The following is a 23,275-nucleotide window of genomic DNA, read 5'->3' on the forward strand; positions in this document are numbered from 1 at the left end:
TTAATTAATTAATATATAACCTTTTATTAACTATTGGTGACTAAACTTCATAATTGTCATCTGTGTGAGCAGTATAAAGACATCTAAGAAATATTTAGAAAGTAAGTTGTGATACCAATATTGGACTAAAAGCGGCAAAAAACCACCCTATTGATATGGGTTGTAAGCCTTTTATTACTATGTCGATCTCAATATCGCTTGCTAAAAAAGCCAGGGTAACTGACTTGATTAAATATTTTTATAAGTTGTATTTATGCTGCTCATTCACTGTTTAAAAGTCCGAGAAATTCAGTATCTTATGTGATTTTATAGAGCTTTTATTAGCAGTTAAAGATTCCACTTTTCCTTAAAGAATGAACTGAAAAATCGAGCCGTCAGCACCAAAATGGAGAACAAAGAATGAAAGGACGCTTTCACCCTAAAAACAATGTCACCCTCAACCCGTCTAAGAACGAGTCCATCCGTGATGTAATTGATCGTGTTAGTTTGAGTCGTAGGCGATTCATCATGACAGCTGTGGGTACGTCGGTACTAACTGTTCTTGGTGATGTTTCTATTGGTGGCTTTCTCCAAAGTGTTGAAGCAGCACCAATTCCTAAAGGAAAAGGATTTGCTGGTATTGGCTTCAAGAGCATTGCACCAAATCTACTCAACCCAGATACAGGTTTTCTACAAAATGATCTGGTGAGTGTTCCTGAAGGCTATACAGCCAAAGTATTGTTTGCTTGGGGAGATCCAATCATGCCTGGCGCGCCTGACTGGTTGCCAGACGCATCCCAGGATGCCGCAACCCAAGCAATGCAAGTGGGGATGCACCATGATGGTATGCACTACTTCCCCATATCACAAGGTAATGTGATTGGTCGGACAGTTAGTTCTCAAGCCAGATCATTAAGAAGCTTTTTAAACCAGCCGATTAATACTGGCTTGTTGTGTGTGAATCATGAGTATACCCAGGAAAATATCCTGCATGGTTCTGAGGGTCTAAGTCCAGTCACAATTCAAAAGGTGCGTAAGTCTCAAGCTGCTCATGGGGTGTCCGTAGTCGAAATTTCTAAAAACGGCAATGAGTGGACTTACAATCGCAATTCACCTTATGGTCGCCGCATTACTTCTAACACTGAAATGCGAGTTTCCGGCCCTGCGGCTGGCAGTCCGTTGTTACAGTCTAAGAAGTTTAACATTACTGCTAGCGGCTCTATTGAAATTGGCACAAACGACGGCTTTACTGCATACGGTACAGTCAACAACTGCGCCAACGGTTACACACCTTGGGGTACTTATTTAACTTGTGAAGAAAACTGGAATGGTTACTTTGGCAACCTGGGTGAAGCTCTAGTCTCTACTCCAGGAATTGAAGATTCAGAAATTCTGGCAGGACAGAATCGTTACGGTCTTTCTGCTAACGGTTCTGGCTATCGTTGGCATGAAGTTGACCCACGCTTCAATAACCGTACTAACCCACTTGAACCCCACTTATTTGGTTGGGTAGTGGAGATTGATCCTTACGATCCTCAAAGCAAGCCAGTGAAGCGGACTGCTCTAGGTCGATTCAAGCATGAAAGCGCGCAGGTTGTTGTTGATGACAAAAACCGGGTGGCTTTCTATATGGGTGATGATGAGCGTAACGAATATATCTACAAGTTCGTTTGCGCTCAACCTTATAATCCTGGTAATCGTGCAGCTAACCGCGATTTACTTGACTCCGGTGTGCTTTACGTGGCCAAGTTCAATGACAACGGCACTGGTGAGTGGATTCCTCTAATTTTTGGTCAAAATGGTTTGACACCAGAGAACGGTTTTAGAAGTCAAGCCGAAGTCTTAATTAAAACACGTCAGGCTGGGGATAGAGTCGGTGCAACCATGATGGATAGACCAGAGTGGACAGCTGTCCGTCCTCGGATTGGTGGATATAAGGAAATTGAGGTCTACTGTACACTAACCAACAATAACCGTCGTGGTACAGTGAACCCACCCACTGTTAACCAAATAAATGGTTCAACAGCTGCGGGTAGTGCGCGTCCTCCCGTGGATGCAGCTAACCCCCGTCCTGATAATCGCTACGGTCATATTATTCGCTGGCGCGAAAATGGACAAACAGTGACCGCTACAACTTTCAAATGGGATATTTTCGTTGAAGGTGGTGACAGCACTAGAACTGAAGCCAATCTTCAAGGCAATATCAATGGTGATGACTTCAGTTCACCTGATGGTCTGTGGTTTGATGACTTCGGTCGTCTTTGGATTCAAACTGATCAAGCTGGTGATGGTCGTGGTAGCACAGTTAATGGTGTTCCTGAGCTAATAAACATCGGTAGCAATGGTATGTTTTGTGCTGATCCCAACACCAAACAGGTGAGACGCTTCTTAACTAGTCCTACAGATTGTGAGGTAACGGGTATTACTAGTACACCTGATGGTAAAGCGATGTTCATTAATATTCAGCATCCTGGTGATAGTGGCACTACCTCGAATCCCACATTCTCTAGTAACTGGCCTTTCAGCCAAGGTTATGGTTTACCTGGTCGCCCTCGTTCTGCCACAGTAGTAATTACCCGCAATGATGGTGGCGTTGTCGGTGGTTTGTAATTTAAAGTTTTCTCATTGAGAATCTATCTAAAATAGAGACGTTGAAATACAACGTCTCTATTTTTTGAGGTAAAAAAAAGACAGGTAAAAAGCCTGTCTTGGACAATGGAAAAAATTGTTTTTAGCTTGCTAATGCTGCTTTTTTCTTACGCTTCATCCACAGTCCTAAAGTAGTAGCGATCGCAGTTCCACCAACAGCAAATGGTTCTGGTACTTTGGCATATTTTACTGTACCTACTTGTGTTGTATTTACTGAATCACTAATTGTGTAGAATACGTTTCCGCCTACATTTGGATTTTCAGCATCTCCGATCAAAAATTGATCTGGTACAAAATAGCTCAGTCCCAGAAGTTGACCATCATTGAAACTAACTATGGGGAAAGCGTCAAAAGCTTCGTCATCTGCTTCTGTATAGTTAGTATCTAGATAGTTGAAGGCAACTTTTAAACCCTCACTAACTCCTAAATCTTCTAAACCTAGTCCTGTTAAAAATGAATCATCGTATTGTAAAGAACCAAAATATGTGCCAGGGTTATCACCGGATGTAGCATTAAGAGTGAAATTGTATTTAACAATCGCCGCTTGGGCAGAGTGAGCATTAATTGCAGTCATAGAAATGGCGGCTGCAATAGTAGCAAGACCTAGGTTTTTAGCCAATCTCATTAAATAATACTCCCAAGGTTAAAAGTGAATCATTACGCAATTTCACTTAATAAACCTTCAAGTAATTAATCAAGGTTAAGGAATATCAAATAAAAGGTTAAATAGTAACTGATTGACCGTATAATTACGGCTAAGAGCATAAGAGGTAGGGGGCAGGGAGCAGGGAGCAGGGAGCAAGGGGGAGGATCAATAGGTTTTCTACTGGCAAAATAATTCTCGAATCCCGGTGCTACCAATTTCCACAGCTAAGGCTGCCAACAAAAAACCTAATAGTTGGGTGACAATAACTGTACCCTCAACACCAATTAATTGATCAATCTGGTTGGCTAAACGTAAAATTAACCAAGAAACAAACATTGCCCCCAAAATACCCAACACTACAGCTAAATGTGGACTCTGGGATTTAGCCATGAATAACATCACACTTGTGAGTGTACCTGGCCCTGCTAACAAGGGTAAAGCCAAAGGGGTGATTGCAACATCGCGTCCTTGTTCATGAACAGGTGTATCTAATTCTCCGCGCAGCATTTGCAAGGCGATGAGCAGTAGTAATAATCCCCCAGCTACCCGCAACGACCCCATGCTAATTTCTAAATAAGTCAAAATATATTGACCTGCAAAAGCAAATGTTAGCAAAACTGCGATCGCTACAATAATCCCCTTATCAATGACTTTATTTCTATCTTCTGGTGTTATACCCTTAGTTAAGGCTAAAACTACTGGTATATTGCCTACAGCGTCTGCTAAAACAAACACCGCAATAAAAGTTTGAATCAAAATAGAAGTATCGACCATCACGCCCAATTCATCAAATTACATAAAATCAGTCATTAGTCAATAGCCATTATTAGTTTTTCGCCCTACACCCCTACACCCCTACACCCTTAAACCCCTACTCCCCCCCTTGCCCCCTCATCCTCTTTGTTGGATATTGAAGTAACGGTATATTTGATTATCTATCGCACACAACTACATTGCTTACTCAGTCTATGAAGTCTTATTTAGCCGCAGCTATTCAAATGACCAGTGTGCCAGATTTACACAAGAATTTGGTACAAGCAGAAGAATTAATTGACCTGGCTGTGCGCCGAGGTGCAGAATTGGTAGGATTGCCAGAGAATTTTTCTTTTATGGGCGAGGAAAAAGATAAACTGGCACAAGCAGAAGCGATCGCTCATGAAAGTGAAATTTTCATCAAAAAAATGGCGCAACGCTTCCAAGTTACTATCTTAGGCGGTAGCTTCCCTGTACCAGTGGGTGAAACTGGTAAAGTTTACAACACTACAATTCTAGTTAACCCTAGTGGTGAAGAACTCGCCCGTTATAATAAAGTTCACCTGTTTGATGTGAATGTTCCTGATGGTAATACCTACTGTGAATCTAGTACAGTGGTTGCCGGTGAACAACTACCCCCGGTCTATTTCTCGGAAACCTTGGGAAATATCGGTATGTCTATTTGTTATGATGTCCGCTTTCCTGAACTCTACCGCCATCTTGCCACTAAAGGCGTAGATGTAATTTTTATCCCTGCTGCTTTTACAGCCTTCACAGGTAAAGATCATTGGCAAGTATTACTACAAGCCAGAGCAATTGAAAATACTGCCTATGTCATAGCTCCAGCACAAGCCGGCAATAACTACGGTCGTCGTCTCACCCACGGACACGCGGTAATTATCGACCCTTGGGGGACAATTTTAGCTGATGCTGGCGATAAACCGGGAGTAGCGATCGCAGAAATTAATCCCTCGCGTCTGGAACAAGTCCGCCGTCAAATGCCTTCTTTACAGCACCGAGTGTTTAGTTAGGGTGTAGGGGGCAGGGGGCAGGGGGCAGGGAGATAAGGGAGACAAGGGAGATAAGGGAGACAAGGGAGACAAGGGAGACAAGGGAGACAAGGGAGACAGGGGAGACAGGGGAGACAAGGAAGAAAACAATAAATTTTGAATTTTGAATTGTTATGCCCTATTCACCACTAGATTTTTGTGGTGTAATTCCATGTAGTTTGATAAAACTATCAAAGGAATACCAAGCTAATACATACCAAGGGATAATTTCAAATTGCAACCCTTTGATGATTAACTGTCTCACTGCCAAAATACTCAGTCCCAAGGGAAAGAGAAAGCGGATATCAACAACACCTTCAGTTGCTTGTTTGACTCGTTTATTCAAATCTACAACTGCACTGGCTACGTTAGTGGCAGCTTCAGTATTACCCTCTGTAATCTCTGCAAAAATTATGCCTAAATCTTTTAGGGTTGCTAATACATTCTCTAAGCTAGTTTTTGTATCATCATGCCTAATTACAATACTGCCATGATCTATATTTGTCCTCACCTGTTGGATATTTGGTTTGGCTTCTAGTGTATTAGCAATGTGTTGCATGGTGTCAGGTTGACGATGAGCGTGGGCAATTCTCAACCTGAGTCTGCCTGGAGTGTCACTCACAATTTTAGTTGATATTGGCTGGGATGATTGATTAAAATTGATGCGCTCTTTTACTTCTGGCATTTTAGTAAGATTCCCATGACTATTTGTTAACATCAACTCACGCTCCTGTGTTAATTCGTAATTCGTAATGGGCTGCGCCCCGCTACGCTAACGTAATTCGTAATTCGTAATTCGTAGTTTGTTTATTAATAATTTATATTTTAGATGCAGATAAAATTAATGTTTTTACTTATGAATAATTTCTGAGTGTAGTTAGGTTATATCGCACTGACGCACGCTACAGTTTCGATATGATTTTAATAAATTTGCTCACAGCATAGTCAATTACAACAGATTCGATGTTTATAAGCTACAGCAAGTGATTGAAAAAAGTAATGAGTAATGAGTAATGAGTAAGAAATTTACTTATTACTCATTACTTAATACTTATTACTTAACTTCCACGTAGGGCTGCTAAACTCCATTCTCAGCCGTAGCATCAATGGTATTAGTACCAGGTTCAAAAGCTGGTGTTTCTTTTGCTTCTGCAAGTTCAGCTTTGGCTTCTGCAACGATATCTTCCCAAGTTTCACCTAGTTCAGCAAAAGCACCTTTGCTTTTTTCATAAGCAACGATACCACCTTTGATAATTGATTTAGCTATGGGTTTACCAATACCTGCGACAACAGGGAGAAGCACGGGAGCTAGCAATACTGCACCGATACCAGCGATAAGTCCAGGTGCGCCAGCGTCTTCAACAAAGTCTGTGATTTTAGGGGCCATAATTCATTCCTCCGATTTGAATTGAAAAACTTGTTTGAAAGCTTTCTAGCCTAATGTGGCTAGATATGTCATCTCATCTTCCTGATGGTAGAGCTTTTTGAGATGAATGCTTGAGAATGGGACGTAAACCGTTGACTCCAGCAACTATGGTTGAGCCATTATTAACTACTGTGGCTGCTAGGGGGTTCAAGCCAAACAACACAGCCATCATTAATGCTCCCAAGTTAGGTATAGCAACAATACCTGTGTTTTGCCGAATTAAGTGCTTGGCTTGACGGGCGATCGCAATTGCGGCTAATAATCCATGTAGGTCATTCTGCATTAACACTAAGTCTGCTGTTTCACGGGCAATTTCTGAGCCGTGGGCAAAGGATACTGAAACATCGGCGTAGGCTAAAGCTGGGGAATCGTTGATACCATCCCCAACAAATGCTACTGTTTTACCTTGTTCGTGCAGTTGACGGACTACTGTGGCTTTTTGTTCTGGGAAAGCTTCTGCATGGGTATGACTGGGCGCAATTCCCAGTTCAGTTGCTACAGTTTGGGCTGTGCGCTTGTTATCACCAGTCAGCATATGCACCTCCACACCTTCTACATTCATCAGTTGGGAGATGACTTCCCGGCTTTCTGGGCGGAGAACATCACTATATTTTATTCTACCTTGAAGTTGCCCATTACTGGCGACATAAATTACCGAGGTGGCTTTTTGTCCGTTGCTGTTGAGTGCGTCCATATTGATATCTTGCTGACGCAAAAATCTTTCGCTACCCACATACACACACTCGCCATCAATCTCGGCTTTGACTCCCAACCCTAGTTGATAATCCCACTTGCTACGGCTGGGAATCTCGACTTTTTGGGACTCGGCATAGCGAATTACGGCCTCGGCTACTGGATGGGTTAAACGTTGTTCGGCGGCGGCTGCTAATGCCAAAATGCGATCGCTTGATATTTCAGAATTATAACTTTCAACCGCAATTACCGATACTTCTCCTTGGGTGAGTGTGCCTGTTTTATCAAAGACTATGGTATCAACTTCTGCTAGTTGTTCTAAGGCTCTACCACTACGAATGAGAATCCCTTGACGGGCTGCATAGGAAAGTGCCGCCAGTACTGTTGTCGGTACAGAAACTCTAATTCCGGTAGCAAAATCTAGAGTCAATACACTAGCTGCCCGTGCAGGGTTACGGGTAGCAGCAAATACGGCTGCTCCTAGTAATAATGTTGGTAATACGGCTTTTTCGGCAAATTTAATGGCGTAATTCTCCATGCGGGTATCATGGACAGGTGCTTCTTGCATTAATTTGATACTCTGTCCGGCGCGGGTGTCGTTACCTACCCTTTCTGCTTGGATGTAAACCCGCCCTTCCCGTACTAAGGTGGAGGCAAATACAGCTTGTCCTTTGGTTTTTAAAATGGGAACAGATTCCCCTGTGAGTTTTTGTTCATCTAATAGTGCCTTACCTTTAATAATGCTGCCATCTACGGGGATTTGTTCGCCGGGGTAAACGATGACTGTATCCCCTGGATGTACCTGTTGAATAGGGATTTGTATTTTCTCCCCATCCCGTTCTACCCAAACAAATTGTCCTAGGGAGTTGAGTAAATCTAGGGTTTGCATTTTGGAGGAGCGGGCGGTGCGATCGCGGATATTTTCGCCAATTTCAATTAAACTCAACATCAGTGATGGTGTGAGAAACTGTCCTTGGACGGTAGTAATGGCGATCGCCATAAAATCTAAGAAGTCGATAGTAAATTTACGTTGGGTTGCTATGCCCACCAATGCCCTTTGCAAGACGGGTAATGTAGCTAGGGCAATAGTCCCTGCCGTCAACAAGGGGGGGATCGCTACTCCTACAGGGCCACCCAACACGGCTAAACCAGTGGCTAAAACCGAAAGTTGCAATCCTGGCCAGGATGTTTCTTCTTTATCTGTTTGTGTCGTTAATGATTGTTTGGTATTTAGGGGAACAATGCCGGGATCGCTAGCTGCTAAAATCAAACAGCTGAGGCGCGATCGCATTTTTATATCAGTAATTTTACTACTTTTGTATGTTACAGCTACAGATGCGGCGGCTGGTTTAATTTTGGTTTTAATGATTAAGGGATCAGCTTCTAATAAAGCTAATAGACGACTAGCATAATCCGTATCATACCGTAACCGAGGCACACGCCAACGTAACCGCCCCGGTACTGCATGGACAATACTATAACTAATTTGAGTAATTTGCTTATGAGGTGGAACTTGCGGCGCAGTTGCAACTACCTGACTATGTTGTTTTTCTGGCGTTTGATAAGCGGCGATTTCAGTTACAGATGTTGCTTCGCTTTTAACTTCTACCACTTCTAAAGACTGGGGAATATGAGGTGAGGCTAGTTGCATGGTGGTTTTTGCCATTGATTAATCCCTGATACGGTGGATAAACTTGTTGTTTTATTGATCTCTTGGGTAAAAAAAGAGACTAGCACCCCTGGACAAAATCTCTTTTGCCCTCGTTGTTTCAGCACTAGCCTCAATCACCAGAGATTGATTACTAAATGCAGATTTGTGTTTTGGTTAAATGCTTTGAGCGTTAATTACTGGGTAGCGGCTCACGTTACTTTCAACACTGCACACGCAAAATCTGTAAGCGTCGGCAATATCTCAGTTCTGAAGCTATCTGTTGTTGATAAAACTGCACTATTCCTAAAATTTTATGAATAATGTTGCGCTGTACAGGATATGTGCAGTGATGTTTTCTGCCTCGCGGAATAGTATCTGATGTTGATGATGCAGAATCTTGCATCTTGTTTCCTCCAGTCTTTTTGAGTCAGACAAAAGTTAGAATTGATAGTCAAGCTTTAAAGCGGCAAGTTCGCCATTAAATCTAGAGAATAAGATAGTGCCGGAGACTTCATCTCAGCCCACCAACTCGATATATATATAGTTTGGCTTTCAGGCATAATGATATTATCTGGCTCACTCACCTCTCGGGCTGCAACTGACTCAGATGTAGGTGCTGTTGGCTGTGAGACTTTACTGACGGGAACTGTCGGAGGGATTGTCTCTAGGGCTAATTCCATCAGACTCACCCAATGAGATACAGCTATTTCTGCCTGACTTTGGTAGGTAATAGCAATAGAAGCTGCATCAGTATTGATTCGCACGGTTTTGACTACAGGATCTGTTGTCAACAACTTCTCCAATCTGCGTCCATAGGCGCGATCGCTAGTCAATATGGGAATGTGAAATCTAATTCTTCCAGGTATTTGATGTATAACATTATATATCACTTTCGCCGACCAGGTTGTTGGCTCTTTATCGATTTTCACAATCGGGGTGTGATTTTCTTTGTGTGCAGATTTATTATCCCCATCGGCTTTTATATCACTATTTCCACCACCCAGGCGCGGTTTTAAATAATCAATTACTCTCCGCGTAGCATCGGCAGTAATCATATAGACTGGAATTGATGCTAAACCGCTAATTCCTAATCTGCTTGTCACCGCTAACCCTGTCATTAAGGGAATGAAAGATATAGTCTGCTCTTGCCAAAATTCAACGGATTTCCAAGCTGCAAAAGGATCTGATCTGGGTGCATCTGGGGTAATCTGAATATCTAGCTGTTGCAATATAGCCAACATCTCAGACAGTGACAATTGCTCCTCATCAAAGTAAACTACCAAACTGCTAGTTTTCTGGTTGGTAGCAACTTCCTTTACCCCTGGCAACTGCCGTAAGTATTGGATGATAGTCTTACCGTTGCTGCTAAAACTATCCTTAGTCGTTTTGATGCGTATGCGCCCATTTGTTGCGTGTACAACTTGCATACCAGTAGCAGAAAGTTTCAATTGTGGCTCTATCACCACTTTACTGCTATTTGTATTCATTTTTGCTTCATTGTTGTGACGCTGAGTCAAGCTTAAATCCCAGAATCTTGGCAGATGCAGATTCGGACTTAGCCTGTCACGACTAATAATAGTTTGTGCCATTTATCCGATAGTTACACCCAATTTGCGGTTAACAATAGGTTAAGTATACATTAAAAAAAATTGTTAGGTATCATTCTTAAGAAGAAATTTTTATTTTGTAGTTTGTAATACATTTTTGTGATATTCTTCCTCAGTGAGTATATCTAGATGAGATTCTAGACGATCAACAAAAACAATACCGTCGAGATGGTCATATTCATGCTGAAAGATACGGGCTACAAAGTCTGTTAACTCTTGCTTGTGCAATTTGCCATAGCGATCGCTATATTCGACTTCAATAGCTTGGTAACGAGGAACTAAACCTCTGATACCAGGAACACTGAGACAACCTTCCCAACCTTTGACCACCTCAGTCGAGTGAGCTACTATCTTGGGGTTGATCATAGGCGTTGGTGTCATTTCCGGCGCATAGGGATATCTGGCGTTAGGACGGGAAGCCACAATAAATAAGCGCACAGATTCAGCAACTTGTGGTGCAGCAATGCCGACACCATTCGTATTGGCAGCAGTAGTAATTAAATCATCAATTAATTTTTGAATAGGTGCATCATGAACATTTTCTACCGCAGCCGCTTTGTGTCGTAGCCGAGAATCACCTAATTGAATAATGTCTAGTGATTGTGTCACGTTGCTTCCCTCCAAATTTAAAACAATATAGGGCATTGGGCATGGGGCATTGGGCATTGGGCATGGGGCATTGGGCATTGGGCATTGGGCATTGGGCATTGGGCATTGGGCATTGGGCATTGGGCATGAGTTATTGTCTACCTTGTCCCCCTTGTCCCCCTTGTCCCCCTTGTCTCCCCCACACTCCCCACACTCCCCACACCCCCACACTCCCCACACTCCCCACACCCCCACACTCCCCACACTCCCCACACCCCCCACACCCCCACACCCCTGCCCCCTGCCCCCTGCTCCCTGCCCCCCTGCCTCCCTGCCCAAATCAACCTTCCCTTTCCACCGGTAAAGGTGCAGGAGTGACATCTAACTGCCGAGTTTCTCCATTACGTTCTATTTGAATTTGTAGGGGAGTACCAATTTGGCTATTTTCTACTAGCTTTTGTACTTGTTCAACTTTGGTAACAGATTGATTATTAATTTTTTGAATGATATCTCCGCTTCTGAGTCCGCCAATATCTGCGGGAGAACGACGGACAATTCTCAATAATAGAACACCTTGATCTGATTGAATATTAATGCGATCGCCAAATGTTTCATTAAATCTTTCTTTAATTCTGGGTGTAAGTGTGATCATCTGCACACCCAAATAAGGATGATCAACCCTACGATTCTTAATTAATTGCTGGGAAATTTTCTGCACAGTATTAATCGGAATTGCAAATCCTAAACCCTGTGCGCCCCGAATAATGGCTGTATTCATCCCAATTACCTGGCCATTAGCATTGAGTAAGGGGCCGCCAGAGTTCCCCGGATTAATAGCTGCATCCGTTTGCAGATAATCAACCCGTTTATCGCTTGCACCAATATCACTACTAGAACGACCAGTAGCACTAATAATCCCGGATGTCACTGTATTATTCAAACCCAGGGGATTCCCAATAGCAATCACGGGTTGTCCTGGTTGTAAACTATCTGAATTACCCAAAGATACTGTTGGTAAGTTCTGAGCATTAATTTCAACCACTGCTACATCTGTGACAGGATCTTGACCCCGCACCTTCCCATCAAAGCTTTTGCCATTTTTGAGGGTAACTGTCACCGCGTCAGCACCATCTACTACATGAGCATTAGTCAAAATATAAATCTTCCCAGAATCTTTAATAATAAATCCTGAACCGCTACCCCGTTGTACACGCTGTCTCTGTTGTGGAGCAGGATCATTAAAAAAGGGAGGGAACAGGGGATTATCAAAGTCATCTGGTACACGGGTAGTTATGGTGCGAGAAGAATCAATTCTCACTACTGCATCCCCCACCCTCTCTACTACTTTGACAACAAAGTTAGGATCTCCAGAGGATGCAATTATCGGTGGCAGTGTAGCCTCTGGAGTATTATCAGTTGTAGTTTGAGATGCAATTTGCGCTTGGGATTCATTGGTTTGGGTTTGTAGTGTCTTAGTTGGTAAAAGAGAACAACCTCCCAGAGATACTACTGTTACCCCACTAAAGAGTATTAACTTTATACTGTTAACTCCCTGTTGTTGAAACCAACTGCTAATATGAAGGTTTTTTAAGCTCTGATCATACTCTGTTGTCTTCATGTGTTTTTGTTTCTCCGTGTTGGTCTGCTGATGCTAGGATTTCCTGAGTGCTGAGTCATGACTCATAACTCTATTGTGACGATTTAGGTGCAAAGGTAGTAAATGATGGAAATTACTATTGACAGTTTGTGGACTGAGGTACTCAACCGCTTACAAATAGAATTATCCCGTCCCACCTTTGAGACTTGGATTAAAACTGCTCAGGCAGAAAAATTAGAAAATAATTGTTTATTTATCGTTACACCTAATCCCTTTGCTCGTAATTGGTTACAAAAGTATTACATTAATACTATTGCTCATGTGGTGCAGGATATTTTGGGATATCCTGTTGAAATATTTATTAAAGATGGCGCAGAACTAGGGCAGTCAACAGTAAATTGGGAATTACCAACCCTGAATACTACTGGTGAGACTGGGAGTAAAAAACGCCAGCCAACCACAGATTTAAACTCTAAATATGTGTTTTCCCGCTTTGTAGTAGGAGCAAATAGCCGCATGGCTCATGCTGCATCCTTAGCCGTCGCTGAGTCTCCTGGGCGGGAATTTAATCCTTTATTTTTATGTGGTGGTGTCGGGTTAGGTAAAACCCATCTGATGCAAGCGATTGGTCACTATCGCTTAGAAATTTGTGCTGATTCTAAGATATTTTATGTTTCTACAGAACAATTTACTAACGATTTAATTGCAGCTATTCGCAATGACAGAATGCAGAGTTTTCGAGAGCATTATCGGGCTGCTGATGTCTTGTTAGTAGATGATATTCAGTTTTTGGAAGGTAAGGAATATACTCAAGAAGAATTTTTCCATACTTTTAATACATTACATGAAGCTGGCAAACAAGTGGTGATTGCTTCTGACCGTCCACCTAACCAGATTCCCAACTTACAAGAGCGTCTTTGTTCTCGTTTTTCAATGGGGTTAATTGCTGATATTCAATCACCAGATTTAGAAACGAGAATGGCTATTCTCCAGAATAAAGCAGAATATGAAAATATCCGCTTACCCCGTGATGTTATTGAATATATTGCAGTTAATTATACTAATAATATTCGGGAATTAGAAGGAGCTTTGACCAGAGCCTTAGCTTACATTTCTATTTGGGGGTTGCCTATGACTGTAGAAAATATTACCCCAGTTTTACAAGTTCCATCGGAAAAATTTGCGGCAACACCACAGGCAATTTTAACAGTGATAGCTGACCATTTTCATATTTCTATAGAAGACCTCAAAGGCAACTCTCGAAGACGGGAGATTAGTTGGGCGCGTCAAATTGGAATGTATTTAATGCGCCAACATACTGATTTAAGTTTACCGAGAATTGGTGAAGAGTTCGGAGGTAAAGATCATACAACTGTGCTGTATAGTTGCGATAAAATTACTCAATTGCAGGAGAGCGATCGCACTTTATCACAAACTCTCCGTCAACTGAGCGATCGCATCAACATGACTAGTCGTTCTCAAAAATCATCTTGACTGTTTTCCACAACTACTAATCATCTCACTCTGACTCAATTACAAAAAATATTAACTAATGTATAAAATTAGGTTAATTGTGTAGTTTTTCTGTGGAAAAGTAGTTATTCTTTGTGGAAAACTTCACTTAAGTATAATTACTCTGTGGAAAACATAGGGGGTTTTTCCACAAGTTTTCCACAGTTATAAAGTAGATCAAGCAGTATGAATATGGATTTATTTTAAGTTTTCCACAGTTTCCACATCCTGCCATTCTCAATTAGGCTCTACTGCCAAGTGACTGCTAATTTCAAAAATATACTATCAAGTTGAGCAGAGGGCAGGGGCAATTGCGGAGGGGAAAGACACTTGTTTTGAAGAAGATATAGCGATTTCCAATTAAGTGAGGTACAGATAATATTTTGAAACGCAAAGGGGCGCAAAGTAAAGCGCAAAGGTACGCAGAGATTTGTACCTCAGCAGACTAGGAAACGCTATAAATTATATAGTTTATTCTCTGGAAGTACCCAAGAAAAGTTACTCCAATAATCAGTAACAGGGATGTTACGATATTCATTCACCTGCTGAATCTCACCATGAAACTAGTTTGCGCTCAAAGCGATCTCAGTACAAACCTCTCCCTTGTTAGTCGTGCTGTACCGTCACGACCAACACACCCCGTACTTGCTAATGTTCTATTACAAGCAGATGCTCAAACTAACCAAGTAAGCCTCACAGCCTTTGATCTCAGTTTAGGTATTCGCACTAGTTTTAATGCTGAGGTATGGCAAGAGGGAGCGATCGCACTTCCTGCTAAATTACTTGTAGATATCACCTCTCGTCTACCAGAGGGAGAAATCAGCTTAGAGGATGAATCCACCGATAGCACTACAGGAGAGGGTTTAGCTGTTACCCTCACACCCAAAACTGGTAAATATCAGCTACGTGCTATGGATGCCGAAGAGTTTCCTGAATTACCTCTAATTGAAAATACCGAACCGATTAATATTACCACCACAGCCTTAATTGAAGGACTACGCGGTGCTTTATTTGCTACAAGTGCAGATGAAACCAAACAAGTTCTCACAGGAGTTCATCTCACAGTCAAACAAGACACATTAGAATTTGCTGCTACAGACGGACATCGCCTAGCAGTTGTCGAAACGACTAATGAGCGTCCATTAGAAGATAATGAACAACAACTAGAAGTTACAGTCCCAGCCAGAGCATTACGAGAACTAGAACGGATGTTGGCACATAAAGCTAGCTCCGATGAACCAATAGCCCTATATTTAGATCAAGGCCAAGTAGTCTTTGCATGGGGTAATCAACGCCTGAGTAGCCGCACCTTAGAAGGTCAATATCCTGCTTATCGACAACTCATTCCTAAACAATTTGAACGACAAGTTACAGTCGAACGCCGACAATTTTTAAGTACATTAGAGCGAATTGCCGTACTAGCAGATCAAAAGAATAATATTGTTAAAGTCAGCATAGATAGTACTGCCCAAACATTAACTTTATCTTGTGAAGCCCAAGAAATGGGTAGTGGTAGAGAGTCAATGCCTGCGGAAATTTCAGGAGAAAATATAGACATTGCCTTTAATGTTAAATATTTAATGGAAGGCTTGAAAGCCTTACCATCTTCAGAAATTCAAATGCACCTAAATCAAGAGTTAACCCCAGTGATTTTTACACCATTAGGTGGCTTAAAGATGATCTATTTAGCTATGCCAATTCAATTGAGAAGTTAGTAATTTGTTCTCTGTTGAGGCAGGGTGTAGGAGCAGGGTGCAGGGAGCAGGGAGACAAGGGAGACAAGGGAGACAAGGGGGCAGGGGTAGTAAAAGTAGGTTGGGTTAAGCCAAGCGAAACCCAACATGAATCTCTATTTACTTAAAAAATAATAGTTTTTTGCTAATTTTAATTCAAGTAGCTTGGCTAATACGCCGTTGTAACTCGGTTTCAAATTCCTCATCAGTGCGAGTGATAACCTTGGGTCGCTGATCTAACCTGTCCATTAAAATATGGAATGCCTCCGTATCCTGTGGGTGATATCTGACCCAATCTCTTAATTCATCATCTGACATAGCTTGATAATTAGGTGTAGTCATGGAAATGTCACCTCACCATTTGGATATATCTCTATTTGTATCGTGTCTCCAATTAAAACGTAAATGCGGTTTGTTCTTTCGTCTAGTCGCACTACGTTAATAGGTTGAAACATATTACTTGCTCTTACACATATACTGTAAAACGCTCTCAACTGTTGTGTTGTTGGTTTCATTTAAACCCCACTCTCAATCAAACTATCAGATAATTCACTAGGACTTCCAAGTAAAAACATATTCAAAATCGTAGAGCGCATAAGTGCAATAAAACCGAACAATACCAAAAAATTATTTATACTGACGCAATCTACCAACTTACTGTTGAGGCAGGGGAGCAGGAAGACAAGGGAGACAAGGAAGCAGGGGAGCAGGGGGAATGTGGGCAGAGAGGGGAGTGTGGGGGGAAAGATTTGTTCTCCACCATCCCACACCAAGCACACCTCCCACACCCTGCCCTGACAAGGTTTCAGCTTAACAAGCGTGCTATTCTCCAATGCCCAATGCCCAATGCCCCATTATGTGTTACCCTAGTAGAGTTGTCTAAATTCCGCACATCTGGGGATTCGGGTGTTTCTCATTGGGAAATACGCCTGGATGGAGGTTTAACCCGAATAGGAGTAAAAAAATATATGCCAGTTGTTTCATTGGCTCAAATGATGGAGTCAGGGGTTCACTTTGGGCATCAGACCCGGCGTTGGAATCCTAAGATGTCTCCGTACATTTACACAGCGCGCAATGGTGTACACATCATTGATTTGGTGCAAACAGCCCAATTAATGGATGAAGCGTATAACTATATGCGATCGCAAGCCGAGCAAGGCAAAAAGTTTCTCTTTGTTGGCACAAAGCGGCAAGCAGCTGGCATTATTGCTCAAGAAGCTGCCCGTTGCGGTTCTCACTATATTAATCAACGCTGGTTGGGGGGAATGCTCACCAACTGGGCAACCATTAAAACCAGAGTAGACCGCCTCAAAGACTTGGAACGTCGGGAAGAAAGCGGCGCATTAGATTTACTGCCCAAGAAAGAAGCATCTATGTTGCGTCGGGAGATGACGAAACTGCAAAAATATTTGGGTGGTATTAAAACCATGCGGAAAGTTCCTGATGTGGTAGTAATTGTAGACCAGCGTCGGGAATATAACGCAGTTCAAGAATGCCAAAAACTCTCCATCCCCATCGTGTCGATGCTGGATACAAATTGTGACCCCGATGTTGTAGATATTCCCATTCCAGCTAACGACGATGCTATTAGATCAATTAAATTGATCGTTGGCAAATTGGCGGACGCTATTTATGAAGGTCGCCACGGTCAGTTAGAGGCAGAAGAAGACTACGAAGACTACGAAGGTGCAGAGGAAGATTACGACTACGACGAAAGTGATTATTCTGACTCTATGCCCGATGAAGAAGAGGAAGAATAACTCTAATAGATGAAATTTCATCGTTTTTTCTTCCCCAGCCCTGAGTAAGATAGAAATACTCAAAACTCTTGCTTAGTTTTCAGTGCTGAGTCATATATAGTCAGTAGTATTGAATATCTTTACTCAGCACTGCTTTGGTGAGCAATAAAAACTCAAGGTCAAGTTAGGAATTGAGGCAACATGGCGGAAATATCTGCAAAACTCGTCCAAGAGCTACGCCAAAAAACTGGTGCAGGCATGATGGACTGCAAAAAAGCCCTAAAAGAAACTGATGGCGATATCGAACAAGCCATAGACTGGCTACGGAAAAAAGGTATCGCCTCTGCGGGTAAAAAAAGCGATCGCATTGCGGCAGAAGGTTTGGTAGAAACCTACGTTCAGCCTGATGGCAAAGTAGGCGTACTCATTGAGGTCAACTGCCAAACAGATTTTGTTGCCCGTAACGATGCTTTTAAAGTTTTAGTCAAGAACCTAGCCGAACAAGCTGCAACAGCTGATAGCGTGGAATCTTTGCTAGCTCAACCTTACATCAAAGATAACAGCGTCACTGTAGATCAATTCATCAAGCAAAGCATTGCTAGCTTAGGTGAAAACATTCAAGTACGTCGTTTTGTTAACTTTGCTATCCAAGACACACCAGGAGTAGTAGACAGCTATATCCACACTGGTGGCCGAGTTGGTGTATTGGTTGAGATTAATTCTCCATCAGAAGCAGCTGCTAGTAACGAAGAATTTCGAGCATTGGCTCGGAACTCAGCTATGCAAGTTGCAGCTTGTCCCAACGTTGAGTATGTCAGTGTAGATAACATTCCTGCGGAAGTTGTCAAAAAAGAAAAAGACATCGAAATGGGCAAGGAAGACCTGGCTAATAAACCAGAAAACATTAGAGAAAAAATCGTTCAGGGGCGAATTGACAAGCGTCTGAAAGAAATGACCTTGCTAGACCAACCTTACATTCGTGACCAAAGTATTTCTGTAGAAGACTTACTCAAGCAGGTGAAAGGGAAAGTTGGCGAAGATGTCACAGTATCCCGTTTTGTGCGCTACATCTTAGGCGAAGGCATTGAAAAGCAAGAAAGTAACTTTGCCGAAGAAGTTGCTGCTCAAATGGGTGCGAAGTAGTTATTACTTATGAGTCGAGATGACTCTTTCTTGTACAGGTCAAGCTATTAGCCTGACCTGTATTTTATTGAAAATTTTAAAGAATTATAGATAATTATTTGCGAGTAATTACGTGTATTTATACATATCATCAAGATTTTAATTGATATACTCGCTTTTCTACGGCTACACGATATTTTGGTCGTAGTTGAGGAGCAATAGCATCTGCGATCGCAATTATTAACCTACTATCAACTTCCGACCAAAGTTCTGGATTTTCAAGGTAGGGATTCATACCTGGAAACGGTGAGGGCATAAGTTGATCATGATACAGTTCTTAAGGCTGCTCCTAGCAATCTGCTAAAAATATGAGTGATACACAAAACTGGTATATTGTCAAGTGTGATAATGGTAATTGCAAAATCGTCCCCAGCCAGGAAGTTGAGGACGATAGTGTCAATATTACCGAACAGTGGGGGCCGTTTAGCTCACGAGAAGAAGCGATCGCCCGCCGGGTGGGATTAATTAGGGCTGGCAAATGCCAACCGCAATGAGAGGAAGCAGGGGAGCAGGGGAGCAGGGAGGCAGGGGAGCAGGGAGGCAGGGGAGCAGGGAGGCAGGGGAGCAGGGAGCAGGGGGAGACAAGGGAGACAAGGGAGAAATTTTTACGCCAATGCCCGATGCCCAATGCCCAATGCCCCATGCCCCATTCCCCATTCCCTCTTATAATTGAGTATTTTGGGTTTTTTCTGCCGTTGGTGTAGTTTTGCCAGCAATTTGTTTACCCAACACTTCTAAAGCTTTAGCAAATTGGGGGTCTGCTAGTGTGCCGATTTTGTCTCTTTCTCGTAGCCACAACTCTTGACGCTGGGCATCTGTCAATTCGACTTTCACATCTGGGTCAATACCATGTTTATTAATATCTTTACCACTGGGGGTATGATATTTGGCAATGGTGACTGCTAGACCTGAACCATCTTCGAGAGGACGTACAGATTGCACCAGTCCTTTACCAAAGGTTTGTGTACCGACTAAAACAGCGCGTTGATTATCCTGCAATGCACCAGAGAGAATTTCACTGGCACTAGCTGAACCTTTATCAACTATGACCACCAAAGGTTTATCTGTCAAAGCTCGACCCCTGGCTACTTCTCGCTCTTGTTCTCCTTGGCGGTCAATAGTAGAAACAATTGTGCCTTTATCTAGCCACATCCGGGCAATTTCTACACTAGAAAAGAGTAAGCCGCCAGGATTACCACGTAAATCTAAAATATAGCCATTTACTTTTTGTTTTTCTAAATCTCTAATGGCTTGCTGCATTTCTTTACCAGCGTTGGCACTAAACTGATTTAGACGAATGTAGCCCACTTTGCCAATAGTTGTTTGTTTTTGAGAATAACGCACCGGATGAATTTCAATCCGCGCCCGTGTGATTTGAAATTGCTTTTGTTGTCCGTTTCGCTGAATTGTTATGATGACTTTTGTACCTGGTTCGCCTCGAATTAAGGATACAGCTTGGTTGGTATCCATGCCCTCGGTGCTTTTGCCGTCAATTTTGACAATCACATCCTTAGAAAGAATCCCGGCTTTAAATGCTGGTGTATCCTCAATTGGTGCAATTACAACCAACTGCTTAGTTTTTTCATCCTGACTGATGGTGATACCAATACCTGTGAGTTCCCCAGAGGTATCCACCTGCATATTTTTAAATTCTTGTGGAGTCATAAACCGGGTGTAGGGGTCTTCTAGCTTTTTGAGCATTTCCCGGATAGATTTATACGCTTCCTCCTGATTACTGTAAGACTTGTTCAGGTACTCTTTGCGTACAGCCAGCCAATCGACCTGATTAAAAGTTCCGTCAACATATTGGCGTTGGACTATTTGCCAAACTTCATCTACTAATTCCTTGGGACTTGCTTTAAATAAAGCCTGACCGCGCGAGTGAATGCCAAGGCTAGTAACTGCGATCGTGGAGAGTGTTACTGCCGTAGCACCCAAAACAAGCCTACTTTTTGTAATCACCATAATGACAGCTGCGTCAGAGCGAAAAATTTATAGTCAGTATGCTCAATCTAACACAGGGTAAAGTGTAACGACCGAGGATGTATTCCTAACTTCATGAAAATACTTTGTGATCCGGTGATCTAGGCGATCGCCGTTTACATAAATTTTATCAATATGAGGTTGCTAGTAAACAGTGAATCTTGATCAACAGGCTGATAACTGTTCACTGTTCACTGTTCACTGATTTAAGGGTCTACCCAACGTCCATCTGCTTTAATGAGGTTAATTAATTCTGCTACACCTTGGTCTTCTGGGACTTTTTTAATTTCTTCTCGGCCACGATACAAGGAAATGTAGCCAGGGTTTTTACCTACGTAGCCATAGTCAGCATCAGCCATTTCTCCGGGCCCGTTGACAATGCAACCCATGACGGCAATATCTAAGCCTGTTAAGTGTTTAGTTGCTTCTCGGACTTTATGGAGAACTTCTTCCAGATTAAACAAGGTGCGCCCACAGGAAGGACAAGCTACATATTCCACCATTGTTTTCCGCAAACCCAAAGCTTGCAAAATGCTGTAACAAACGGGAATTTCTTTTTCTGGTGCTTCTGTTAAGGAGACGCGAATGGTATCACCAATCCCATCAGTAAGTAAGGTAGCGATTCCGGCTGTAGATTTAATTCGTCCGTATTCTCCATCACCAGCTTCGGTGACACCTAAATGTAAGGGGTAGTCCATCCCCAAATCATCCATGCGCTTGGCCATTAAACGATAGGCCGCTACCATCACAGGAACTCGTGAGGCTTTCATGGAAATCACTAGGTTACGGAAATCTAAGGATTCACAAATCCGAATAAACTCTAAAGCAGATTCCACCATACCTTCTGGGGTGTCGCCGTAGGTAAACAGCATTCTTTCAGCCAAAGAACCGTGATTTACACCGATTCGCATGGCTTTACCTTGGTCACGCAGGGAAATTACTAGGGGTGCTAGAGTTTCACGAATTTTTTCACCAATTTGATCAAATTCAGATTCAGTATATTCAGTTCTGTTTGCGTTGGGTTTTTCAAACACATATAACCCTGGGTTAATCCGTACTTTTTCTATGTGTTTAGCCACCTCTAGGGCGATTTTCATGCCATTGTGATGCACATCAGCCACAATGGGGACATCTTGATAAGTTTTAATGAGTGTTTCTTTAATTTTTGCTAGTGCTACGGCATGAGCAATACTAGGGACTGTCACACGGACAATTTCACAGCCAATCTCATGTAAACGACGAATAGCGGCTACAGAACCATCAATATCAAGGGTATCCTCGTTAATCATCGATTGCACCACCACAGGGTGGCCGCCGCCGATGGTGACATTACCCACCTTCACCGCACGAGTTTTACGACGCTTGATTGTAGTTTCAAAGGTGGGTTGGTTAGTTGTATTATTGGGTGTTGCGGGAGTTGAGAGAGTTTGCATAACCTTACTAGGTGAGTTTGCTATAGCGAAAATATTCAGATGAAAAGGCTCTGTTTCTCAGATTGCCATAGTCAGGGCTATTTTGAACGCTGCGATCGCAAAAAAGCCAACTAAAATTATATTTTACGTATCCTATTACACATTAATTAAAAATAAAGTAGGCACAATTCATAAATTGTGCCTACTAATAATGATTGCTGGGAAAACATATTTAGACGTGGTAAATGTCTAATCATTAACATTTAGGGGCAGTAAATGCCCCTAATCATCAAAAAACCAGATTTATTTTCAGTATGCCCCGTTATTTTTTGGTATAACAACCACATCAACCGTTTTCAGTATTATCCATAAATCCAGCCAAAAATTTCTTGCTTTGACGTAATGTAAATCTATTTGAACTCTACGAGGATAGGGGATATCATTACGCCCAGAAACTTGCCATAATCCGGTAATTCCAGGTCTAATGGTTAAAACTTGATCAATGTGAATACCGTATTTTGGTAGTTCTTCTGCGACTAGAGGACGTGGCCCGACAACACTCATATCCCCCTTGAGAACGTTCCAGAACTGGGGAAATTCATCGAGGCTAGTAATTCGCAAAAATCGGCCGATTGTGGTAATTCTGGGGTCTTTTTTCAGCTTAAAACTGCTTTCAAATTCTTGGCGCAACTGGGGGGATGTTTCCATCATTTGCACAAGTACTTCGTCGGCATTGCTGACCATTGTACGGAACTTAATACAATTAAAGGGCTTGTAATTCTTGCCGATTCTTTCCTGGACATAAAAAATCGGCCCTTCCGAGCTTAAAGCAATCAGCAAGGCCAAAATTAAGTAGACAGGAGAAAATAGAATCAAAACCAACAAAGAAAATACAATGTCGAACAGTCTTTTGGTAAACTCTCCGTTCAAACTGGGAAAAGACAAACCTTGAGGTTTTCTTTTCGGTGTCCTGGTTTTCTTACCTGGCTTGAGTGCAGAATGCGTAGACGAGCTAGCATCTGGCCTTAAGCGTCGTTTACCGGAGAGGAGTGAGCTCTGGGCAGTCATCATACTCC

23 protein-coding genes and 1 pseudogene are annotated in these 23,275 nt (G+C 42.3%); 9 read left to right on the forward strand and 15 right to left on the reverse strand.

Annotated elements, in window-relative coordinates:
• Nucleotides 1-399 precede the first annotated feature (399 nt).
• The gene (locus ACPZ3T_RS07055; protein WP_490274708.1) at nt 400-2,589 is read left to right on the forward strand and encodes a PhoX family protein; all 2,190 of its coding nucleotides are present in this window, start codon (nt 400-402) and stop codon (nt 2,587-2,589) included.
• A gap of 121 nt (nt 2,590-2,710) precedes the next feature.
• On the opposite strand, the gene ACPZ3T_RS07060 is transcribed toward ACPZ3T_RS07055, so the two are convergent.
• Together ACPZ3T_RS07060 and ACPZ3T_RS07065 are read right to left on the reverse strand one after the other, a co-directional pair.
• On the reverse strand, nt 2,711-3,253 hold the full coding sequence (locus tag ACPZ3T_RS07060) for a PEP-CTERM sorting domain-containing protein (RefSeq protein WP_490274710.1): 543 nt from the start codon (nt 3,251-3,253) through the stop codon (nt 2,711-2,713).
• Between the two features lie 198 nt (nt 3,254-3,451).
• Nucleotides 3,452-4,048 carry a MarC family protein gene (locus ACPZ3T_RS07065; RefSeq protein WP_490274712.1) on the reverse strand — a complete coding sequence of 199 codons (597 nt, stop codon included), beginning with the start codon at nt 4,046-4,048 and terminating at the stop codon, nt 3,452-3,454.
• A 194-nt stretch (nt 4,049-4,242) separates the two neighbouring features.
• Between ACPZ3T_RS07065 and ACPZ3T_RS07070 the strand changes: the two genes are divergently transcribed.
• Entirely contained in the window at nt 4,243-5,058 is an 816-nt protein-coding gene (locus ACPZ3T_RS07070) for a carbon-nitrogen hydrolase family protein (protein ID WP_490274714.1), read from the forward strand.
• 157 nt (nt 5,059-5,215) lie between these two features.
• On the opposite strand, the gene ACPZ3T_RS07075 is transcribed toward ACPZ3T_RS07070, so the two are convergent.
• The 7 genes from ACPZ3T_RS07075 to ACPZ3T_RS07105 all read right to left on the reverse strand — a co-directional run bounded on the left by ACPZ3T_RS07075 (nt 5,216) and on the right by ACPZ3T_RS07105 (nt 12,659).
• Complete coding sequence (locus ACPZ3T_RS07075; RefSeq protein WP_490274716.1) at nt 5,216-5,794, reverse strand: HMA2 domain-containing protein; 579 nt, start codon at nt 5,792-5,794, stop codon at nt 5,216-5,218.
• A 360-nt stretch (nt 5,795-6,154) separates the two neighbouring features.
• Nucleotides 6,155-6,463: a DUF5132 domain-containing protein gene (locus ACPZ3T_RS07080; protein WP_490274718.1), complete on the reverse strand. Its 309-nt coding sequence runs from the start codon at nt 6,461-6,463 to the stop codon at nt 6,155-6,157.
• A gap of 73 nt (nt 6,464-6,536) precedes the next feature.
• A complete protein-coding gene (locus ACPZ3T_RS07085; protein ID WP_490274720.1) occupies nt 6,537-8,861 on the reverse strand; it encodes a heavy metal translocating P-type ATPase in 2,325 nt (774 codons plus the stop codon).
• A 205-nt stretch (nt 8,862-9,066) separates the two neighbouring features.
• Nucleotides 9,067-9,249, reverse strand: coding sequence for a hypothetical protein (locus ACPZ3T_RS07090; RefSeq protein ID WP_490274722.1), 183 nt, complete (start codon nt 9,247-9,249; stop codon nt 9,067-9,069).
• Between the two features lie 55 nt (nt 9,250-9,304).
• Nucleotides 9,305-10,435: an HMA2 domain-containing protein gene (locus ACPZ3T_RS07095; protein ID WP_490274724.1), complete on the reverse strand. Its 1,131-nt coding sequence runs from the start codon at nt 10,433-10,435 to the stop codon at nt 9,305-9,307.
• Nucleotides 10,436-10,525: 90 nt separating this feature from the next.
• Nucleotides 10,526-11,098, reverse strand: coding sequence for a peptide deformylase (gene def, locus ACPZ3T_RS07100; RefSeq protein ID WP_490277147.1), 573 nt, complete (start codon nt 11,096-11,098; stop codon nt 10,526-10,528).
• Between the two features lie 283 nt (nt 11,099-11,381).
• The gene (locus tag ACPZ3T_RS07105; RefSeq protein ID WP_490274726.1) at nt 11,382-12,659 is read right to left on the reverse strand and encodes an HhoA/HhoB/HtrA family serine endopeptidase; all 1,278 of its coding nucleotides are present in this window, start codon (nt 12,657-12,659) and stop codon (nt 11,382-11,384) included.
• Between the two features lie 105 nt (nt 12,660-12,764).
• Between ACPZ3T_RS07105 and dnaA the strand changes: the two genes are divergently transcribed.
• The 3 genes from dnaA to ACPZ3T_RS07120 all read left to right on the forward strand — a co-directional run bounded on the left by dnaA (nt 12,765) and on the right by ACPZ3T_RS07120 (nt 16,011).
• Nucleotides 12,765-14,132 (forward strand): chromosomal replication initiator protein DnaA, encoded by a 1,368-nt coding sequence (gene dnaA / locus ACPZ3T_RS07110; RefSeq protein WP_490277148.1) that lies wholly within the window; start codon nt 12,765-12,767, stop codon nt 14,130-14,132.
• 575 nt (nt 14,133-14,707) lie between these two features.
• The gene (gene dnaN / locus ACPZ3T_RS07115) at nt 14,708-15,865 is read left to right on the forward strand and encodes a DNA polymerase III subunit beta (RefSeq protein ID WP_490274728.1); all 1,158 of its coding nucleotides are present in this window, start codon (nt 14,708-14,710) and stop codon (nt 15,863-15,865) included.
• A 14-nt stretch (nt 15,866-15,879) separates the two neighbouring features.
• Complete coding sequence (locus ACPZ3T_RS07120; protein ID WP_490274730.1) at nt 15,880-16,011, forward strand: hypothetical protein; 132 nt, start codon at nt 15,880-15,882, stop codon at nt 16,009-16,011.
• A 28-nt stretch (nt 16,012-16,039) separates the two neighbouring features.
• On the opposite strand, the gene ACPZ3T_RS07125 is transcribed toward ACPZ3T_RS07120, so the two are convergent.
• Entirely contained in the window at nt 16,040-16,225 is a 186-nt protein-coding gene (locus tag ACPZ3T_RS07125) for a DUF6887 family protein (protein WP_490274732.1), read from the reverse strand.
• On the reverse strand, nt 16,222-16,398 hold the full coding sequence (locus ACPZ3T_RS07130) for a DUF6888 family protein (RefSeq protein WP_490274734.1): 177 nt from the start codon (nt 16,396-16,398) through the stop codon (nt 16,222-16,224). The genes ACPZ3T_RS07125 and ACPZ3T_RS07130 overlap by 4 nt, the downstream gene beginning before the upstream one ends.
• Nucleotides 16,399-16,851: 453 nt before the next feature.
• Between ACPZ3T_RS07130 and rpsB the strand changes: the two genes are divergently transcribed.
• Both rpsB and tsf read left to right on the forward strand, forming a co-directional pair.
• On the forward strand, nt 16,852-17,643 hold the full coding sequence (gene rpsB / locus ACPZ3T_RS07135; protein ID WP_490277149.1) for a 30S ribosomal protein S2: 792 nt from the start codon (nt 16,852-16,854) through the stop codon (nt 17,641-17,643).
• 180 nt (nt 17,644-17,823) lie between these two features.
• Nucleotides 17,824-18,765, forward strand: coding sequence for a translation elongation factor Ts (gene tsf / locus ACPZ3T_RS07140; protein ID WP_490274736.1), 942 nt, complete (start codon nt 17,824-17,826; stop codon nt 18,763-18,765).
• A gap of 142 nt (nt 18,766-18,907) precedes the next feature.
• On the opposite strand, the pseudogene ACPZ3T_RS07145 reads toward tsf, so the two are convergent.
• Nucleotides 18,908-19,060: pseudogene (locus ACPZ3T_RS07145) on the reverse strand (DUF4058 family protein); the annotation flags it as partial.
• Nucleotides 19,061-19,112: 52 nt separating this feature from the next.
• Between ACPZ3T_RS07145 and ACPZ3T_RS07150 the strand changes: the two are divergent.
• Complete coding sequence (locus tag ACPZ3T_RS07150) at nt 19,113-19,298, forward strand: DDE transposase family protein (protein ID WP_490274738.1); 186 nt, start codon at nt 19,113-19,115, stop codon at nt 19,296-19,298.
• Nucleotides 19,283-19,477: a hypothetical protein gene (locus ACPZ3T_RS07155; protein WP_490274740.1), complete on the forward strand. Its 195-nt coding sequence runs from the start codon at nt 19,283-19,285 to the stop codon at nt 19,475-19,477. The genes ACPZ3T_RS07150 and ACPZ3T_RS07155 overlap by 16 nt, the downstream gene beginning before the upstream one ends.
• Here ACPZ3T_RS07155 and ctpC read toward each other — a convergent pair.
• From ctpC to ACPZ3T_RS07170, 3 genes are all read right to left on the reverse strand, one after another.
• Nucleotides 19,468-20,769, reverse strand: a complete 1,302-nt coding sequence (gene ctpC, locus ACPZ3T_RS07160; protein ID WP_490274742.1) for a carboxyl-terminal processing protease CtpC — start codon at nt 20,767-20,769, stop codon at nt 19,468-19,470. The two genes, ACPZ3T_RS07155 and ctpC, sit on opposite strands and share 10 nt — an antisense overlap.
• Nucleotides 20,770-20,993: 224 nt before the next feature.
• Nucleotides 20,994-22,220: a (E)-4-hydroxy-3-methylbut-2-enyl-diphosphate synthase gene (gene ispG, locus ACPZ3T_RS07165; RefSeq protein WP_490274744.1), complete on the reverse strand. Its 1,227-nt coding sequence runs from the start codon at nt 22,218-22,220 to the stop codon at nt 20,994-20,996.
• 288 nt (nt 22,221-22,508) lie between these two features.
• Entirely contained in the window at nt 22,509-23,267 is a 759-nt protein-coding gene (locus ACPZ3T_RS07170; RefSeq protein WP_490277150.1) for an undecaprenyl-phosphate galactose phosphotransferase family protein, read from the reverse strand.
• Nucleotides 23,268-23,275: the final 8 nt, after the last annotated feature.

It is taken from the genome of Aliinostoc maniaoense (genome assembly GCF_058172895.1).

Excerpts from the sequence above, each read along its gene's own strand:
- ACPZ3T_RS07055 (WP_490274708.1), top strand. The coding sequence starts at position 400 with ATGAAAGGACGCTTTCACCCTAAAAACAATGTCACCCTCAACCCGTCT.
- ACPZ3T_RS07060 (WP_490274710.1), bottom strand. The coding sequence starts at position 3,253 with ATGAGATTGGCTAAAAACCTAGGTCTTGCTACTATTGCAGCCGCCATT.
- ACPZ3T_RS07065 (WP_490274712.1), bottom strand. The coding sequence starts at position 4,048 with ATGGTCGATACTTCTATTTTGATTCAAACTTTTATTGCGGTGTTTGTT.
- ACPZ3T_RS07070 (WP_490274714.1), top strand. The coding sequence starts at position 4,243 with ATGAAGTCTTATTTAGCCGCAGCTATTCAAATGACCAGTGTGCCAGAT.
- ACPZ3T_RS07075 (WP_490274716.1), bottom strand. The coding sequence starts at position 5,794 with ATGTTAACAAATAGTCATGGGAATCTTACTAAAATGCCAGAAGTAAAA.
- ACPZ3T_RS07080 (WP_490274718.1), bottom strand. The coding sequence starts at position 6,463 with ATGGCCCCTAAAATCACAGACTTTGTTGAAGACGCTGGCGCACCTGGA.
- ACPZ3T_RS07085 (WP_490274720.1), bottom strand. The coding sequence starts at position 8,861 with ATGGCAAAAACCACCATGCAACTAGCCTCACCTCATATTCCCCAGTCT.
- ACPZ3T_RS07090 (WP_490274722.1), bottom strand. The coding sequence starts at position 9,249 with ATGCAAGATTCTGCATCATCAACATCAGATACTATTCCGCGAGGCAGA.
- ACPZ3T_RS07095 (WP_490274724.1), bottom strand. The coding sequence starts at position 10,435 with ATGGCACAAACTATTATTAGTCGTGACAGGCTAAGTCCGAATCTGCAT.
- def (WP_490277147.1), bottom strand. The coding sequence starts at position 11,098 with ATGCCCTATATTGTTTTAAATTTGGAGGGAAGCAACGTGACACAATCA.
- ACPZ3T_RS07105 (WP_490274726.1), bottom strand. The coding sequence starts at position 12,659 with ATGAAGACAACAGAGTATGATCAGAGCTTAAAAAACCTTCATATTAGC.
- dnaA (WP_490277148.1), top strand. The coding sequence starts at position 12,765 with ATGGAAATTACTATTGACAGTTTGTGGACTGAGGTACTCAACCGCTTA.
- dnaN (WP_490274728.1), top strand. The coding sequence starts at position 14,708 with ATGAAACTAGTTTGCGCTCAAAGCGATCTCAGTACAAACCTCTCCCTT.
- ACPZ3T_RS07125 (WP_490274732.1), bottom strand. The coding sequence starts at position 16,225 with ATGACTACACCTAATTATCAAGCTATGTCAGATGATGAATTAAGAGAT.
- ACPZ3T_RS07130 (WP_490274734.1), bottom strand. The coding sequence starts at position 16,398 with ATGAAACCAACAACACAACAGTTGAGAGCGTTTTACAGTATATGTGTA.
- rpsB (WP_490277149.1), top strand. The coding sequence starts at position 16,852 with ATGCCAGTTGTTTCATTGGCTCAAATGATGGAGTCAGGGGTTCACTTT.
- tsf (WP_490274736.1), top strand. The coding sequence starts at position 17,824 with ATGGCGGAAATATCTGCAAAACTCGTCCAAGAGCTACGCCAAAAAACT.
- ACPZ3T_RS07150 (WP_490274738.1), top strand. The coding sequence starts at position 19,113 with ATGAGTGATACACAAAACTGGTATATTGTCAAGTGTGATAATGGTAAT.
- ACPZ3T_RS07155 (WP_490274740.1), top strand. The coding sequence starts at position 19,283 with ATGCCAACCGCAATGAGAGGAAGCAGGGGAGCAGGGGAGCAGGGAGGC.
- ctpC (WP_490274742.1), bottom strand. The coding sequence starts at position 20,769 with ATGGTGATTACAAAAAGTAGGCTTGTTTTGGGTGCTACGGCAGTAACA.
- ispG (WP_490274744.1), bottom strand. The coding sequence starts at position 22,220 with ATGCAAACTCTCTCAACTCCCGCAACACCCAATAATACAACTAACCAA.
- ACPZ3T_RS07170 (WP_490277150.1), bottom strand. The coding sequence starts at position 23,267 with ATGACTGCCCAGAGCTCACTCCTCTCCGGTAAACGACGCTTAAGGCCA.